The sequence below is a fragment of the Pseudarthrobacter sp. R1 genome (assembly GCF_024494415.1).
In the GTDB taxonomy this organism is placed as follows: domain Bacteria; phylum Actinomycetota; class Actinomycetes; order Actinomycetales; family Micrococcaceae; genus Arthrobacter.
The window spans coordinates 158,429-173,388 of the sequence record NZ_JAMKFI010000011.1 but is presented as its reverse complement, the minus strand read 5'-3'; the positions used below and the strand labels follow the sequence as shown (position 1 = coordinate 173,388).

The 14,960-nt window shown below is 67.2% G+C and carries 15 protein-coding genes; 6 read left to right on the top strand and 9 right to left on the bottom strand.

Features of this window, described 5'->3' with window-relative positions:
- Positions 1–98: 98 nt before the first annotated feature.
- On the bottom strand, positions 99–1,760 hold the full coding sequence (locus tag M8J71_RS21790) for a DUF7059 domain-containing protein (protein WP_256249936.1): 1,662 nt from the start codon (positions 1,758–1,760) through the stop codon (positions 99–101).
- Positions 1,761–1,828: 68 nt separating this feature from the next.
- Between M8J71_RS21790 and M8J71_RS21785 the strand changes: the two genes are divergently transcribed.
- Both M8J71_RS21785 and M8J71_RS21780 read left to right on the top strand, forming a co-directional pair.
- Complete coding sequence (locus M8J71_RS21785; RefSeq protein ID WP_256249935.1) at positions 1,829–2,305, top strand: hypothetical protein; 477 nt, start codon at positions 1,829–1,831, stop codon at positions 2,303–2,305.
- 38 nt (positions 2,306–2,343) lie between these two features.
- The gene (locus tag M8J71_RS21780; RefSeq protein ID WP_256249934.1) at positions 2,344–2,916 is read left to right on the top strand and encodes a hypothetical protein; all 573 of its coding nucleotides are present in this window, start codon (positions 2,344–2,346) and stop codon (positions 2,914–2,916) included.
- Between the two features lie 67 nt (positions 2,917–2,983).
- On the opposite strand, the gene trhO is transcribed toward M8J71_RS21780, so the two are convergent.
- Entirely contained in the window at positions 2,984–3,877 is an 894-nt protein-coding gene (gene trhO, locus M8J71_RS21775; protein ID WP_256249933.1) for an oxygen-dependent tRNA uridine(34) hydroxylase TrhO, read from the bottom strand.
- Positions 3,878–4,023: 146 nt separating this feature from the next.
- On the opposite strand from trhO, the gene M8J71_RS21770 reads away from it, so the two are divergent.
- Together M8J71_RS21770 and M8J71_RS21765 are read left to right on the top strand one after the other, a co-directional pair.
- A complete protein-coding gene (locus M8J71_RS21770; protein WP_256249932.1) occupies positions 4,024–4,716 on the top strand; it encodes a GNAT family N-acetyltransferase in 693 nt (230 codons plus the stop codon).
- An 85-nt stretch (positions 4,717–4,801) separates the two neighbouring features.
- Entirely contained in the window at positions 4,802–7,177 is a 2,376-nt protein-coding gene (locus M8J71_RS21765; RefSeq protein ID WP_256249931.1) for a DEAD/DEAH box helicase, read from the top strand.
- Positions 7,178–7,245: 68 nt separating this feature from the next.
- Here the strand turns inward: M8J71_RS21765 and M8J71_RS21760 are convergent, their stop codons facing one another.
- From M8J71_RS21760 to ssd, 7 genes are all read right to left on the bottom strand, one after another.
- Positions 7,246–7,623 carry an Rv3654c family TadE-like protein gene (locus tag M8J71_RS21760; protein WP_256249930.1) on the bottom strand — a complete coding sequence of 126 codons (378 nt, stop codon included), beginning with the start codon at positions 7,621–7,623 and terminating at the stop codon, positions 7,246–7,248.
- Complete coding sequence (locus M8J71_RS21755) at positions 7,620–8,063, bottom strand: TadE family type IV pilus minor pilin (RefSeq protein ID WP_256249929.1); 444 nt, start codon at positions 8,061–8,063, stop codon at positions 7,620–7,622. Before M8J71_RS21755 ends, M8J71_RS21760 begins: the two co-directional genes overlap by 4 nt.
- 131 nt (positions 8,064–8,194) lie before the next feature.
- Complete coding sequence (locus tag M8J71_RS21750) at positions 8,195–8,545, bottom strand: DUF4244 domain-containing protein (RefSeq protein ID WP_256249928.1); 351 nt, start codon at positions 8,543–8,545, stop codon at positions 8,195–8,197.
- Between the two features lie 169 nt (positions 8,546–8,714).
- Complete coding sequence (locus M8J71_RS21745; protein WP_256249927.1) at positions 8,715–9,335, bottom strand: type II secretion system F family protein; 621 nt, start codon at positions 9,333–9,335, stop codon at positions 8,715–8,717.
- Complete coding sequence (locus M8J71_RS21740) at positions 9,332–10,201, bottom strand: type II secretion system F family protein (RefSeq protein WP_256249926.1); 870 nt, start codon at positions 10,199–10,201, stop codon at positions 9,332–9,334. The genes M8J71_RS21745 and M8J71_RS21740 overlap by 4 nt, the downstream gene beginning before the upstream one ends.
- On the bottom strand, positions 10,198–11,463 hold the full coding sequence (locus M8J71_RS21735) for a TadA family conjugal transfer-associated ATPase (protein WP_256249925.1): 1,266 nt from the start codon (positions 11,461–11,463) through the stop codon (positions 10,198–10,200). Before M8J71_RS21735 ends, M8J71_RS21740 begins: the two co-directional genes overlap by 4 nt.
- Positions 11,460–12,524, bottom strand: coding sequence for a septum site-determining protein Ssd (ssd, locus tag M8J71_RS21730; RefSeq protein ID WP_256250100.1), 1,065 nt, complete (start codon positions 12,522–12,524; stop codon positions 11,460–11,462). The genes M8J71_RS21735 and ssd overlap by 4 nt, the downstream gene beginning before the upstream one ends.
- A 279-nt stretch (positions 12,525–12,803) precedes the next feature.
- Between ssd and M8J71_RS21725 the strand changes: the two genes are divergently transcribed.
- Positions 12,804–14,525, top strand: a complete 1,722-nt coding sequence (locus M8J71_RS21725) for a bifunctional 3'-5' exonuclease/DNA polymerase (protein ID WP_256249924.1) — start codon at positions 12,804–12,806, stop codon at positions 14,523–14,525.
- Between the two features lie 174 nt (positions 14,526–14,699).
- Positions 14,700–14,891 carry a YegP family protein gene (locus M8J71_RS21720; protein WP_256249923.1) on the top strand — a complete coding sequence of 64 codons (192 nt, stop codon included), beginning with the start codon at positions 14,700–14,702 and terminating at the stop codon, positions 14,889–14,891.
- The last annotated feature ends 69 nt before the right edge of the window (positions 14,892–14,960 follow it).

Genomic DNA, 14,960 nt, shown 5'->3' with positions numbered 1-14,960 from the left:
GGGCAGATGCGCCCATACTGGCCTAGTTCACCATATTTTGGAGAATTGTGCGCATCCATGTGGAAAAGACGGGGGTTCTGCGGAGGGGTTTACGCGCCTCAGTCCGAGGCCGGGATCAGGAAGCCGTCCCGGACCAGGTTGGCCACATCGGTGAGCAAACCGCGCCGGAATGAGCCGGCGTCGAACCCTTCCTCCCCGGCTCCTTGGCCATCCCCGCCGCCGCCCAGCAGGGCCTCCAGCGCCCCGGCAATCTGGCCGGCGGACAGGTCGCCGTCGCAGGCGGAAATAAACCCGGCGAGTTCGGTACTGAGGAGGTTTGTCCGGCGCAGGCCCGCACCTTGGCGGAGCAGGATCACCCCGGGATGTTCGGCACCGGGCCGCTGGTGGCGTTCCTCGGTGACGTCGTCGGCCACCAGCAGGTGCGATTCGCTGATGTTGTTCGCTGCCAGCCAGTCCTGGCGTTCCAGGGCGGCGCCGAGGTGGGGGCCGATGGGCTGTTCGATGGGGTAGGTGATTTCCTCGAACCGGTTGAAGGCAGCCTGCCCGGGCGAAACGGGCCGGCGCAGCAGCACCATTCCGAAACCGATTCCCGCCACGTTCCGGGACTCGAAGTCTGCAAGGTAGGCCTCGTAGGCGTCACGGTAGTGCTGCCGGTCACGGCTCTCGGACGCGTCGCGCAGCCATGTTTCGGCGTACTCCTCCGGGCCCACCATCTCCCGCTGGATGAACCAGGCATCCACGCCGTCGGGCACCCAGCCTTGGGGGCGCTCGTGCCAGGCAGCACCGGCCGGCACCTCCCAGTTTCCGAGCATTTGTGCAGTGCCGCCGGGAGCCAGCACGGCCGGTAACCCGGCCACGAGGGCCGCCACAATTTCATCACCCGGCAGGCCGCCGTCGCGGTACGTGAACTGCCCTGACGTCTCCTCCCCCGCACTCCGCGGAGTGATAACGAAGGGCGGGTTGGAGACCACCAGGCCGAAATCCTCGCCGGCCACGGGCTCCAGGAGCGAGCCAAGGCGCAGGCTCACCCGGTCCTCCAGCCGGGCCGGGTCCACCGACAGCGCCTCAGCGTTAAGCAGGATGTTGAACCGCGTAAAGGCCAGGGCCCGTTCCGAAATGTCCGTGGCCGTCACGTGCTCGCAGTGGTGCAGCAGGTGGAATGCCTGGATGCCGCACCCCGTCCCCAGGTCCAGCGCACGCCCGGTGTGCCGCCGGAACGTTGTCTGCACCAGGGTGGTGGAAGCCTGGCCGATGCCCAGGACGTGGTCGTGCCGGAGGACGCCTTCCTGCTGATGCGCCGCGAGGTCGCTGGCCACCCACAGTTCCGCGCCGCCGCTGCCGTCCTCATTTGCGTCCCAGCCGTACGGCCGCAGATCGGCTTTCGCCCCCAGGAGGGAGCCGCCGGGAACGGGCTCCACCAGCCCCAGCTTCTGCAGGCCCTCGGCACGGATGCCCGGCAGGGCGGCGTCGAGTTTTTCGCTGGGCTGCGGCTCGGCGAGCAGCCATAAGCGGACGACGGCGGCGAGCGCCTTCGTGCCTTCGTCCCGCCGCTCCGCGCGCTCGGCAGCCAGCAGGGCCGGGATGATCTGGTCACGGTTCAGCGCAACGTAGGCCGATTCGCCCAAAAGCCCGGCGACGCCGTCGAGCGTGTAATCCACCTGGCGCAGGTCCACGGCAAGTGCCGTGAGGAGCTCCGGGAGATCGCTGCGGGGAGCGTCGGGGATGTTGCCGGCGGTGAACTCGTATGGGGATTTAGGCACCGCCCAAGTTTAGACCGGCCATGGCCACCGGAAACCGGGACGGGTCCCGGACGGGGTAGCGTTGAGGTATGCCGACACCGTCTCCCATCCTTTTGCGCGCCCGGAAACAGCCTGCCAAGTTAGGGCGCCTCCGCCTTTCTGCCTTGGCACTGGCAGGTGCGGCGGCTGCGGCCCTGGCGGGGTGTTCGCCCGTGGTCTCGATCGAGAATGCGGATGTTCCCGGGTGGCGCGCCACTGCACTGCCAACAGCCCCCGGCACCCTGATCGAAGACGCCGGCAAGATCCTCAACCGGGACCGCATTGTCCAGGAGGCCCGTGACGTCCCTGCCGGCCGATACACCCTGACGGCGACGTGCGAGGGCGGGGGCAAGGCCTTCTTTGCGGTGTCATTGGACGGGGAAGCTGTGGTGGACGCCGGAGCGGCATGCAATGGCAGCAGGGAGATCACTCGGATCGCGCTGCCACGCTCCGGGACCCTCGAAATCAGCACCTCCAGCGTGGACGCACCCCTGATCTACGCCTATCAATTGACGCCGGCCGAATAGGTATGGCCCGCAGCGGCGCGCGGGCTTAAAGTCGGACTATGCCCAGTGTGCGGACCACCTCCGCGCCTTCCCCGGGGCGGACAGCCCGGGCGCCGCTGACGCGGAACCCAGTGGCCGCCGTCGTCCTCGGGCTTGTGCTGGCGGCAGGGCCGGCGCTCAGCGGCTGTGAATACACGTACGACGACGGCCGGAGCTGGGGCGATACTGCCGAGCCTGCGGAGACGGTGGCCCCTGCTCCGATATTCACCAGGGATCCGTTGCAGCGCGAGCCCGTCAGTGAGGCCGAGCTTGAAGCGTGGGTGGCCCGGACCCTGCCCGATACCGGCCACCCCGTGGTCCACGCGGCGGCCGGACTGCTGGCCATGGGCGAGGTGCGGACCGAAACCACGGCCGTCATGGGGACAGGCACCTACGCGCTGGCCCTCACGTGCCGAAGCCAGCGGCGGGTGACTTTCACGGTCCGGAGTGATTCACTCACCTTGGTGGAGCTGGGGCTGCGGTGCGGGGTCACCCGTGAAAACGTCATCTATCTCTCCGCCGAAACAGCCTTGACCATCACGGTGGAGGCCCGGACTTCTGCCAACTATGCCTATCGCGTGCGGCGGCTCTGACTTTCTCCGCGGGCTTTAGGCCGGCGGGGCTCAGGCTGGCGGGGCCCAGGCTGCGCAGCCGCTGCGGTCAGGCCGTGCAGCCTTCAGGGCAGCGGAGGGTTTCCGGACTGGATGCGCACTCCGCGCAGTACAGGGTGAGGGTGCGGCAGCTGGGGTTGGAGCAGTTTTCGAACTTGCTGGTGGGGGCGGCGCAGCGGGTGCATTGCCCGATGGTTTTGGCGTCCTCGCTGAACTCGAGGTGCATGCGCTTGTCGAACACGTACAGCGAGCCTTCCCACAGCCCCTGGTCCTTAAACGTTTCGCCGTACCGGACGATGCCGCCGTCCAGCTGGTACACCTCTTTGAAGCCGCGGTTAACCATCAGGCTGGAGAGCACCTCACATCGGATGCCGCCGGTGCAGTAGGTGACCACCGGCTTGTCCTTCAGGGCGTCGTACTTGCCGGATTCGAGCTCCTTGATGAAGTCGTGGGTGGTGGCAACGTCGGGGACGATGGCGTCCTTGAACCGGCCGATCTGGGCCTCGAAGGCGTTCCGGCCGTCGAAGAAAACAACCTCCTCGCCGCCCTGCTTCTTGGCGTCAACCAGTTCGTGCAGCTCTTCGGGCTTGAGGTGCGTACCCCCGCCCACCACGCCGTTGGCATCCACCTTGAGCTCGCCGGGCGCGCCGAAGGAGACGATCTCATCGCGGACCTTGACGCTCAGCCTCGGGAAGTCCTCGGCGCCGCCGCCGGACCATTTGACGTCGATACCGTGGAATCCCTTGTATTCGCGCGTGGTCTTGACGTACTGCTTAACTGCACCGATTTCGCCGCCCACCGTGGCGTTGATGCCGTCCTTGGAAATGAGGATGCGGCCGGTCAGTCCCAGCTTCTCGCACAGGGCACGCTGCCACAGCCGCACCGCATCAGGATCTGCGATGGGGGTAAAGCCGTAAAAGAGCACAATTCGGTTCAAAGCCACGTATTTAAGGGTACCGGCTCGAATTCCGGCAGCCTGCCCGGCCCCTGCAGCCCTCCGTCATCCCTGCGCATCACAATTGCATAAGCACCATGCTTCAGCCGCGGCTACCCCTGTTGCTTGTGACCGGGCTGGAATAGTCTCATCCCATGAGCCCGGAAACCATGGTTAACGACATCACTGGCCTTCTCGAAGTATGGGTGGCCGGCTGGGCAGGTTGTCGCGGGTACCGGACGTCCTCGGAAGGCCGCTTCCCCGCCGCATTCCGCGCTGACACCAGTGGGGAGTGGGAGTTTTTCGCGTCCGAGCCCACGGATGCGGAGTTTGCGGCTTTGGCTGCGAAGACGGCGGAAGTGCCGGCGAGGGTCCTGACGATCCTGACCAACGACCTCGCCCGGTACTCGGCCCTGGCCCGGCAGCATGGGCTGAACGTCACCTCCGACTCACAAGCCATGATGATCGTGGATATGGAAACCCAGGACGCTGAGGATCCCTGGCTTTCCGACGATGACCTGGCGCTCACAACCTCCTCGCAGGACGGTGTGCACTACGCGGTTGTCCGGTCCGGGGAGGCTGTGGCTGCCAGCGGCCGCGTCTATGTGGTGGGCGATACCGCGGTGTTCGACAAGATCATCACCGAACCGGCCTTCCAGCGGCGTGGACTGGGCAGTTTCATCATGCGGGCACTGGCGGCGCAGGCTTTTGAACATGACGTGCAAAGCGGCCTGCTGCTGGCATCCCTGGACGGCCAGAAGCTCTATTCCCACCTGGGGTGGACCACCGTTTCGCGCGTACTGATGCTTTCGGCATCCCACGACGGGTCAGATCTGTCCCTGAGCTAGTCCGCAGTTCCGGGCCAGGCTTGCCGGGTTTACCCCGAGGGCGAACCGGGCCTGCTGGTGTGTTGCGGAGTGAAAGAATATTGGGGTGAACCCCCATGACTCCCTGATTCCCTTGCTGGGCCGCGGCCCGGACCCGGAACAGCTGCGTCATGTCCGCACCATCCCCGCCCGTGAAGCCGCGCATGAGCCGTGGCCCGATTGGGTTCACCCCGATCTGGTGGCCGCCTACGGTTCGCTCGGTGTCCACCAGCCCTACCGCCATCAGGTTGAGGCGGCGAACATCGCCCATGGCGGGGAGCATGTTGTGGTTGCTACCGGCACCGCCTCCGGGAAATCACTCGCCTATCAGCTGCCGGCGCTGGATGCCATCCACCGCTCGGAACTGCGGGTCCTTGCCGACCCCGGAAAGATTCACGACGACGGCGCGGTCACCCTGTACCTGTCCCCCACCAAGGCCCTCGCAGCCGACCAGCTGAACGCCATCAGGGCCCTGAAACTGTCCACCGTGCGGGCGGAAACCTATGACGGCGACACCGACCCTGCGTCCCGCCGGTGGATCCGCGACCACGCCAATTTCATCCTGGCGAACCCGGACATGCTGCACTTTGGCATCCTTCCCAACCACGCCTGGTGGGCGGGGTTTTTCCGCCGCCTCCGCTACGTGATCATTGACGAGGCGCACAGCTACCGCGGCGTTTTCGGCTCGCATGTAGCCAACCTGATGCGGCGCCTCCGCCGGATCTGCGCGTACTACGGTGCCGGTTCGGCTTTCCCGGAGCCTGTCTTCATCGCTGCCTCGGCAACCGCATCCGACCCCCATGTCTCCTTCGCCCGGCTCATCGGGGCACCCGTCAAGGCGGTGTCGGAGGATGGTTCACCGCATGGTTCGACCACCGTAGCTTTCTGGGAGCCGGCGCTGACCGAGCTCAAGGGTGAGAACGGTGCCAGGGAGCGGCGCACCGCTGTCGCGGAAACCGCGGACCTGCTGGCCAACCTGGTGTCAGCGCAGGTCCGCACCATAGCCTTCATCAAGTCCCGGCGCGGCGCGGAGACCATCTCGTCCATCACCAAACGCCTCCTGGACGAGGTTGATCCAAGCCTGCCGCAGCGCGTAGCTGCCTACCGTTCCGGTTATCTTCCCGAGGAACGCCGGGAAGTGGAGAAGGCGCTGCGCTCGGGCAGGCTCCTGGGTGTTTCGAGCACCTCCGCCCTGGAGTTGGGCATCGACATTTCCGGGCTGGACGCCGTCCTGGTGGCCGGCTGGCCAGGCACCAGGGCTTCGCTATTCCAGCAGATCGGGCGGGCCGGCCGGGCGGGGCAGGACGCCATCGCGGCGTTTGTGGCCAGCGACGATCCGCTGGACACGTTCCTGGTGAACCACCCGGAAGCGATTTTTGATGTTTCGGTGGAAGCTACCGTCTTCGACCCGTCGAACCCGTACGTACTCGGTCCGCATCTGTGCGCGGCAGCGGCTGAACTTCCGCTCGGCGTCGGCGAGCTTGACCTGTTTGGGAGCACCGCGGAGATGCTGTTGGACCGCCTGGTGGCCCAAGGCTATCTTCGCCGCCGGCCCGCGGGCTGGTTCTGGACCCATTCCCAGAGCGCCGCGGCACTGGTGAACCTGCGGGCTGACGGGGGCGGGCCGGTGAGTATTGTCGATGCTGATACTGGCTCCCTCCTCGGAACGATGGACTCTCCCCAGACCCACTACCAGGCGCACACCGGCGCCGTTTACATCCACCAGGGCGACAGCTACGTCGTGGAGGACCTCAACGAGGACGATCACTGCGTGGTGGTCCGCCGGGCCAATCCCGACTACTACACCACCGCGCGGGATGTGACGCAGATCGAGGTACTGGAAACGCAGCGCACAGCCACGTGGGGTGATGTTTCCCTGCATTTCGGCGACGTGAAGGTCACCACGCAGGTGGTCTCCTTTCAACGCAAGGCCCTGATTTCCAACGAGATCCTCGGCGAGGAACCGCTTGATCTTGGCGCCAGGGACCTGTTCACCAAGGCTGTGTGGTTCGTGGTGGATAACCGGTCCCTCACTGCCGCCGGACTGATCGAGGCCCAGTTCCCGGGCGCCCTGCATGCCGCGGAACACGCAGCAATCGGCCTGCTTCCGCTGGTGGCGTCCAGTGACCGGTGGGATATCGGCGGCGTCTCCACTGCCCTGCATGCCGACACCGGGGTGCCCACCATTTTTGTGTATGACGGGCACCCTGGCGGGGCCGGCTTCGCCGAACGCGGATTCGACAAGGCGAGGGTGTGGCTGGCCGCGACCCGGGACGCCATCAAGGCCTGTGAATGCGAATCCGGTTGCCCTTCCTGTGTCCAGTCACCCAAGTGCGGTAACAAGAACAATCCGCTCGACAAGGCAGCAGCGGTCACCCTGCTCGACGTCCTGCTCAAGGACGCCACCGAGGCCAGCGGCGTGAGCGTGGACGTCCAGCGCTGACGGGTCACCGGGATTCCTTCTGAGGGGAGTTCCGGCGTTAGGGATCCGGCGCCAGGAGAAGTCGCGGGCTACGGCGGAGGTCCTGCGCGGGCATGGCCGGTAGCTGCCCCCAAAATCGTCCTCTCCGTCAGCTCGGTGTGAACCTCAAGCGTGTGCCCCTCCCCCTCCGAGCAGCTAAGCACCGAGGCAGCATGCCGGGCAGCTACCTCCACAGCGACCGTGCATGGTTTCCCGTCCGTGATGCCGCGCAGGGCGTCGGCGCCGGCGAGCGCAGCAAGATCAGCGGCGGCGGCTGCCCTGCTGGCCATCACGGCCGACTGCGCCAGGAGCAGCAGCAGCGCCATAGCCATCATCACCACCAGGGCCAGTCCCGCGGCCAGGACAGTCCCGGACCCTCGTTCCCGGTTGCCCGTACCGTGCTTCATCGTCGCGCTGAAGCACGTCATCCGGCGACTGCCCCGGCGCCACCAGCCACCCGCACATGCAGCTGGCCGGCAGACCCGCCGCCGTAGGTGCCCCAATGGTTCGGCCGGTACGGCCTTGCGGTTGCCGTTTCACTGCGCGATGAAGCGCGGGCAGTGAGCGTCCAGGGAATCGACGCCCCCAGCGGGCCGCCTACTCGATCCGTGACCGTCACACTCAACCACTCCCCCTCTGCTGCGATAACCGCGGAGGCCGATGCACCCGAGAGGGTCCGGACGATCCTTTCCACTGCGGCGGAATCGTCACCGCGGGCCAAGGCCCGGGCACCGGCCCGTGCTCCCTCTTCCAAACGCAGCTGGGTAACACCGGCCGCCGCACCTGCGAGGAGCATGGCCAGCAACAGCAGGACCGCAGGCAGCGTCACGGCGAACTCCGCGGTGACTGCCCCGCAGGACCCCGCCACGTGTCGGCCGGTCCTGCTACGGCAGCGATACCGTAGCGGGCAGCACCCGGCCACCCCCGAATTCGGCCACGGACTCCTCCGGTTGCCTGGACCCGGAAGCAGCCGGAGGCGCAACACGTCCGGTCCGCAGGTCATGGCAGTGCCAGTGCCGTGCGGATCAGGTTCAGCAGGAACCCCCGTACCTCCTCGCTGCGAAGGATGAAGACCAACAGCCCCGCAAAGCCGACGGCTGCGAGAGTCGCGATGGCGTACTCAGCAGTGGCCATGCCGGCTTCCGACCCCATGAGCCGGCGGACGCCAGAACGGTGACGCGGAAGAGTTGCTCCTGGATAGAGCTCCACGACGTTGGCTGGCAGGCCAACGTCGCCAGCGCCGCGGGAATCCGTGGGCTGGCGGCCGCTCAGGCGTCGTTTGGGGTTCGCTCGGGATGCGGCGAGTGCTGCGGCTCCGGCGGTGTAGTGGCGGTCCTGGTTGATGGACATGGGCTGTTTCCTTTCTGTGGGCCGGCAGGGCTGCCGGCTTCTTCGACTCTTCCGGGTCCGGCTGCAACCGCTAAGGCCTGGGCTGGTGTAAGTGGAAAAGTCAGGTCTGTTCCCCGCTGTGGAGGGAAGGAGCGCGTATTTGTGCTTCCGGCGGGCACCCTTGTTCCGGCTAGGATCCGGCCGGCACCAGGGCAAGCAGGACGGGTACCACGCCCAGGCAAATGAAGGCCGGAAGCGAACACAGGCCCAGCGGGATCACCAGCTTCACGCCCAGCGAGGCCGCCCGCTTCTCGGCAGCACGAAACCTTTCCCGGCGGAGCCTGGCAGCCTGCGCATAGAGGATGGCGGAGGACGGCGCACCCGTGAGTGCCGCGAACCCCAGGGCGTCCCGCAGCTCCAGGATCTCCGGAAGCCGGACTGCTGAGCTGCGCCACGCCGTTTCCCAGTCCGCTCCGATTGCGAGCGCCGAAACAACCGGCCGGAGGGACTCCCTGTACTCGGTGGAAGCAGAGGCCGACACCAGTTCGAGCGAACGCCCAATCCCGGACCCTGCGTCCAGCATGGCTGCCACCAGTTCAAGCATCATGGCGGTGTCCCTCAGGCCATCGGGGCCGGCCCGGTTCTGATGCCGTCCGTCCGCACCCGGCGGATCGGTTCCCGAAACGTGGGGGCCGGCCAATGGCAGGTTGATGAGCCGCTTCCGTGCCCTGCCCTTGCCAGGACACAGGAGCCACGCCGCCGAGGCCATGGCAAGGAAGATCGACATTGCCAAAACAGCAGCTTCGGTCATGGCACTCCCGCACCGGCCGCCGCTGCCACCAGCTTGGCGGACCACACCCTGCCCGCCACGGTCAGCGCAATCCCGGCCGCCAGGGCTGCGAGCCCCAGCGGAGTTCCCAGCAGTATTGCCAGCGGGTCCACGCCAAGTGCCATTCCCAGGCCCAGTCCCATGAGCGGGAGCCAGGTCAACAGAGTGACGGTGGCCTTGGGCCCGGCCAGGGCTGTGTGGCGGGCAGCGTCGGCGTCGTCCTCCACTTCGAGCTGCGCCGCGAACCTGGTGAGTACGTCGGCCAGGGGGCAGCCGCTTGCTTCTGCGATGTCGAAGCAAGCGGCCAGTTCCGACCAGATCCGGAGTTCCCTGTCGGACCGTGAAAAGACTCCTGGCAAGGAGCGGCGGATGGCCTCCGATACCGGCGTCCCGGTGCTGGCAGCCCCTCGGGCCGCAGCCAGCACCACGGCGGATCCTGCGCTCAGGCCGCTCGCCCGCAGCCCTGCCGTTTCTCCCTCCGCCCGGTCGGACGGTGACAAGGGCCGAGCCCCGGAACCAAGGCCGGACGCAGTAAAGTCCGCGGCCCCGGGTTCCGCGGCAGTGCCATAGACAAACCACAGCTCGTCCCACAACCGGGCCGGCGTTCGCCCGCCTTTAAGCAGGGCAGCCAGTTGCTGAACCACGAGAGTCATGGGTACCGCGGAACCAGATATTGCCGCTCCCCTGGCGCCGGGCCTGAGCCACCGGAACCGGCGGCCCAAACGACTCCCTGGTGCTGAGGGAGCAAAACCGCCGGCTACGCGGCGCAGCCTCGCTGGCGCGCCCCGGGGCGGGCGAAGAATCAATACCGCAGCCAGCACCAGAGCCGCTGCAAGGCAAACGGTCACAGGGTGTCCCCCGGCTCAAGTCCAAGCCGGCCGGCGAGGGCGGGCCATGCCGGACCTGGAACGGCCGTGCCCTCTGGTGCCTCCAGGGCGGAGAGCACGTGAAGACCGGCGGGGCCGTCGGAAATGACGCCAATACACGTCACTTCCCTGCCGCGGCTGGTCCTTTCGACGTGGATCACCACGTCCAGGGCACTGGCAGCCTGAAGCTGAACACCTTCCGGGCTCAACCCGGCGAGCGCACCCAGTGCCGTGAGCCGGGCGGGAACGGCAGAAGCGGTATTCGCGTGGATGGTTCCGCCCCCGCCGCTGTGGCCGGTGTTCATGGCTGTCAGCAATTCCCGTACCTCTGCGCCGCGGCACTCCCCGACCACCAGCCGGTCCGGCCGCATGCGCAGGGCCTGACGGACAAGCTCGCCCAAGCTCACTTCCCCGCCGCCTTCAAGGTTTCCGTGCCGGGATTCGAGGCAGACCACATGCGGATGGACGGGGTTCAGTTCCGAAGCATCCTCGATGAGGACCAGCCGCTCCTGCGGGGCACAAAGACCGAGCAGGGTGGACAGCAGGGTGGTCTTGCCGGAACCGGTGGCGCCGCTGATCAGAAAGCTCAGCTTGAGCTCCAGCACCTTTCCCAGGACTTCCTTCACGAGCGAGCCGAACATGCCCGCAGCCTGCAACTCGTCCAGGGTAAAAACCCGCTCCCGCCGGATCCTGATGCTGAGCAGCGTTCCCGCAGTAGACACCGGCGGCAGCACGGCATGGACGCGGTAGCCGCCCGGCAGCCGCACATCGACGCAAGGCGAACCGTCATCCAGGCGGCGCCCTCCGGCGGCCACCAGCCTGCAGGCCAGCGCCCGCAACTGTGTCTCGTCAGCGAAAGCCACAGCCGTGCGTTCGATGCCCCGGCCGCGGTCCACCCAGACGGAATCCGGTGCATTGACGAAGATGTCCGTAACCGCCGGATCCCGGGTGAGCTCCTGCAGCGGTCCCAGCCCGTTCAGCTCCGCGCTGATCCGCTCCACCGCTGCGAGCGACCCCGCCGTGCCCAGCAACTTGCCGGTAGCCTGAACGGCGGCTGCCACCCGCGACGGCGTTACTGCCCCTGCATCGGCCATCATGGACTCACGGACCGATTCCAGCAGTCCCGAGTCCACCGGAAGGCGGGCATCCCGGCGCGGGTCACGGCGCTGGCTTTCAATGTTTCGGGCACGCCGCCGCAGTCCGTCCACCGGTCCCGCTCCATGCGGAGAAGCCTGCTGCTTCATCCCAGGTCGCCTGCGGGCAAGTCATCCCCGAGGGAATCGAGCACGGAGGCAGCAAAATGCCGGACGTTCCGCCGCCTGCCCAGGTCCAGGAGGCGGCCGGACTCCATGGCCGCACTGACACCGCGAAGCTCAGGAACGCGTCCCTGCACGGGAAGCCCGATGGCCTCGGAAATGAGAGATCCGTCCAGTGCCGCCCCCGGCCTGCCCCGCACCAGAAGCGCAGCTTCAATCGGCGGAAACTCCTGAAGGAGGCGTACGGCTGCGACAGCAGCCTTCAGCTGCGCGGGAACCACCATCATGATGCGGTCGCAGTCCCACGCATAGGACTGCAACGGACCGGTTCCCCTGCCAATGTCCACGACCACCAGCTCATACCCCCGGCGCCCGGCATCCAGCACCCCCGTGGTGGTAGCCGCTGTTACCGGAACAGGTTGTTCCCGGCTGGCAGGCCAGGACAGGAAAGAGAATCCCCCCGAGACCGGAAGCGAGTCAGAAAGCTGGCCGGGATCGATGCTGCCACGGGCTTCAGAAAGATCAGGCCAACGGAGGCCCGGTGTCTCTTCCGCAGCGATGGCCAGTTCCAGCCCGCCACCCCACGGGTCGCCGTCAACGAGCAGTACCCGGGCACCCATCCCGGCGGCCGCCTGGGCTATCCAGATGGCGGCGGTGGTGGCTCCGGCCCCGCCGCACCCGCCGGTGACGCCCAGGATGAGTCCGCCAGGGCCCGGAGACCGGGAGCGGCTCAGGTGATCGGCGAGCCAGGCAGCGGCGTCCGGCAGCACGGCCACCCTCTCCGCGCCGAGGGCTGCAGCCAGGTGCCACAGGCTGTCACCTTCACCATCCAGTCCCACGAGGACGGCCGGTGCCCGCCGCCGGGGCGGAAGTTCACGGATGTCACTCCCCACCAGAACTGCCGCTGCGCCGTCCCAGTACCTGCCGCCCTCAAGTGCATCGGCCACAACGCGAAGGTGGGCTCCGGCGGCGGCGACAATGCGCTCCACTTCTGCCCGCAGGACGGCAGAGGAGGTAACCAGCAGCACCTCTTCCGCACCGTCCGGCAGCCACGCGCCTCCGCTCCTTTCCGGATCCGCGCCGTAAGCCACCCCGTCCGGCGGTGCCCCGGGGAGCTCATCAGCGATCCGCCCGAACGGGTGCGCGGGCCGGCCGGGATCAACGTGGGACGGGGTCAGCTGGTGCCTGCTCATGAACCCACTGTCCCCCCCACGAACCCGAGGGGATAAGGGCAGCGAGTCCGTATGTGAACAACGCCGGTTCCACCCGCCCTGTGCAGGAAGAGTCGTCCGGCATAAGGACTGTTGAAGACAAGGCAGAATTGGACCATGTACCTCCTGCTTGCCGCCCACCCCCAGGGGGCGGTCCTGCAGGAACTCACGCAGGCCGGCAGCCCCCACCCGTCCAACCCGGAACCCCGGCCTGTCAGCGCAAGCGACCTGGCCGCCGTCGTCCGTGGTCTGGAACGCCGGCCGCAGGGCGGGCAGCCGCCCCGCTGGATCTGGCACCGGACCCAGGACTGGTACCCCTCCCTGCTGGCGTCCGGGGTGGAACTGGACCGGTGCTACGACCTGAATCTGTGCGGCAATATACTTGCGCATTCGCAGTTCACCGCCCACACTGACTACGCCGTGAACTCGGACAAGGTCACGCTCGATGACCCGCAGCAGCAGCCGCCCCGGGCCCTCCAACCGCCTCCGCCGCCACCGGAACAGGATGCGCTTTTCGACGATCCGGACACCGGATTCAGCCCCCGGCACACCCTTGAGGACCTTCGGGAGGAATACGCCGCGCAGCAGGTAGCCCTGGCGTCGGTCAGCCCCGAGGAGAACCGGCGCAACCGGCTGCAGCTTCTGCTGGCCGCCGAATCCGCCGGCGCCATGATCGCCGCTGAAATGCAGCATGCCGGGGTCCCCTGGCGGGAGGACCTGCACGAGGAGATCCTGGCCGGTTATCTCGGCCCCCGCCCGCCCGTGGGCCACCGGCCGGCAAAACTGGAGGCGTTGAACCTCGAACTGCGCGGCCTCTTAAACGCGCCTACACTGAACCCGGATTCCCCGCAGGACCTGATGCGTGCCCTGCACCGAAACGGGATCGAGGTGAAAAGCACCAGGCAGTGGGAACTGAAGGAATCGAAGCACCCGGCCATCGCCCCGCTCCTGGCCTACAAGAAGCTTTCGCGCCTGCACACAGCCAACGGGTGGGCCTGGCTTGATGCGTGGGTGGCCGGTGGCCGGTTCCGCCCCGAATATGTGGTGGGCGGCGTCGTTTCGGGCCGCTGGGCGTCAAGGGGCGGCGGCGCCCTGCAGATTCCGCGCCAAATCCGGGGCGCCGTCCACGCCGACCCCGGGTACAAACTGATCGTCGCGGACGCCTCCCAGCTCGAGCCCCGTGTGCTGGTGGCCCTGGCAAAGGACTCCACCATGGCCGAGGCCGCCCGGGACCAGGACCTCTACGCAGGCATCGCCGCCAAGGGGTTCGGTGGCGACCGCGCCAAAGCGAAAATGGCGCTGCTGGGAGCCATGTACGGAGCCACCTCCGGAGAGGCAGGGCGGCTCATGCCACAGCTCGCCAAAACGTACCCCCGGGCTGTGGACTTCGTGGAACGGGCCGCCCGCGCCGGTGAGTCGGGCGGAACGGTCAGCACCCGGCTGGGCCGCAGCAGCCCGCCGCCGTCGGACCGGTGGTTCCAAAGCCAGCGCTCTTCGTCCGCAGAGGAGCAGCGCCGGGCGGAATCGATCGCACGTTCCAGGGGGCGTTTCACGCGCAACTTCGTAGTCCAGGGTTCGGCGGCGGACTGGGCCGCGTGCTGGCTCGCGGAATTACGACGGCGGCTGCGTACCTTGCACGCGGAAGGTTCCGGCCGGGCGGAACTCGTCTTCTTCCTCCACGACGAGGTGATGGTCCATGCGCCGGAGCACTTGGTCGATGCCGGCATCAGGGCGATCGAGGACGCCGCCAACGCCGCCAAGGAACTGCTGTTCGGACCTATCCCCGTGGAGTTCCCGATGAGCGTCGCAGTGGTCGATTCGTACGACCACGCGAAGTAGGAGCTCCTCCCGGACGCTTCCCAAGGGCCCCGCACCGCGACATTTGTCGAGAAATGTAACCTACCCGGCAGTAGCTCGCCGGGCTGCGGTGACGCGGGTTACAGTCTTGTGGTGACTGAAACAGATCGGTCCGTAGGTTGATGCAACGACGCACACCAAGGGGAGGTCCGGCATATGGCGGGCAGGTTTGAAATACATCGGGTAGGGGACGAGTCGTACCGGCTTAGGCTGACGGACGCGGACGGCAACATCGTTGCCGTTTCACCAAACTTTAAGTCCCTCAACACCTTGGTTGAGGGCATCAACGCCATGCGCGAGAATGCGGCCACCGGCATCGTGGTGGATCTCCGCCAGCAGCAGGCCTGACCGGCTGGTACGAAGGAAACCAGCCGGAGCCAAGGACGCCCGGCGAGTCAAAAGCCGGCGGGCGAAGCC

Coding starts and splice junctions, on each gene's coding strand:
- M8J71_RS21785 (WP_256249935.1), top strand. CDS start 1,829: ATGCCGACACCGTCTCCCATCCTTTTGCGCGCCCGGAAACAGCCTGCC.
- M8J71_RS21780 (WP_256249934.1), top strand. CDS start 2,344: ATGCCCAGTGTGCGGACCACCTCCGCGCCTTCCCCGGGGCGGACAGCC.
- M8J71_RS21770 (WP_256249932.1), top strand. CDS start 4,024: ATGAGCCCGGAAACCATGGTTAACGACATCACTGGCCTTCTCGAAGTA.
- M8J71_RS21760 (WP_256249930.1), bottom strand. CDS start 7,623: ATGACGTGCTTCAGCGCGACGATGAAGCACGGTACGGGCAACCGGGAA.
- M8J71_RS21750 (WP_256249928.1), bottom strand. CDS start 8,545: ATGTCCATCAACCAGGACCGCCACTACACCGCCGGAGCCGCAGCACTC.
- M8J71_RS21745 (WP_256249927.1), bottom strand. CDS start 9,335: ATGACCGAAGCTGCTGTTTTGGCAATGTCGATCTTCCTTGCCATGGCC.
- M8J71_RS21735 (WP_256249925.1), bottom strand. CDS start 11,463: ATGAAGCAGCAGGCTTCTCCGCATGGAGCGGGACCGGTGGACGGACTG.
- M8J71_RS21725 (WP_256249924.1), top strand. CDS start 12,804: ATGTACCTCCTGCTTGCCGCCCACCCCCAGGGGGCGGTCCTGCAGGAA.
- M8J71_RS21720 (WP_256249923.1), top strand. CDS start 14,700: ATGGCGGGCAGGTTTGAAATACATCGGGTAGGGGACGAGTCGTACCGG.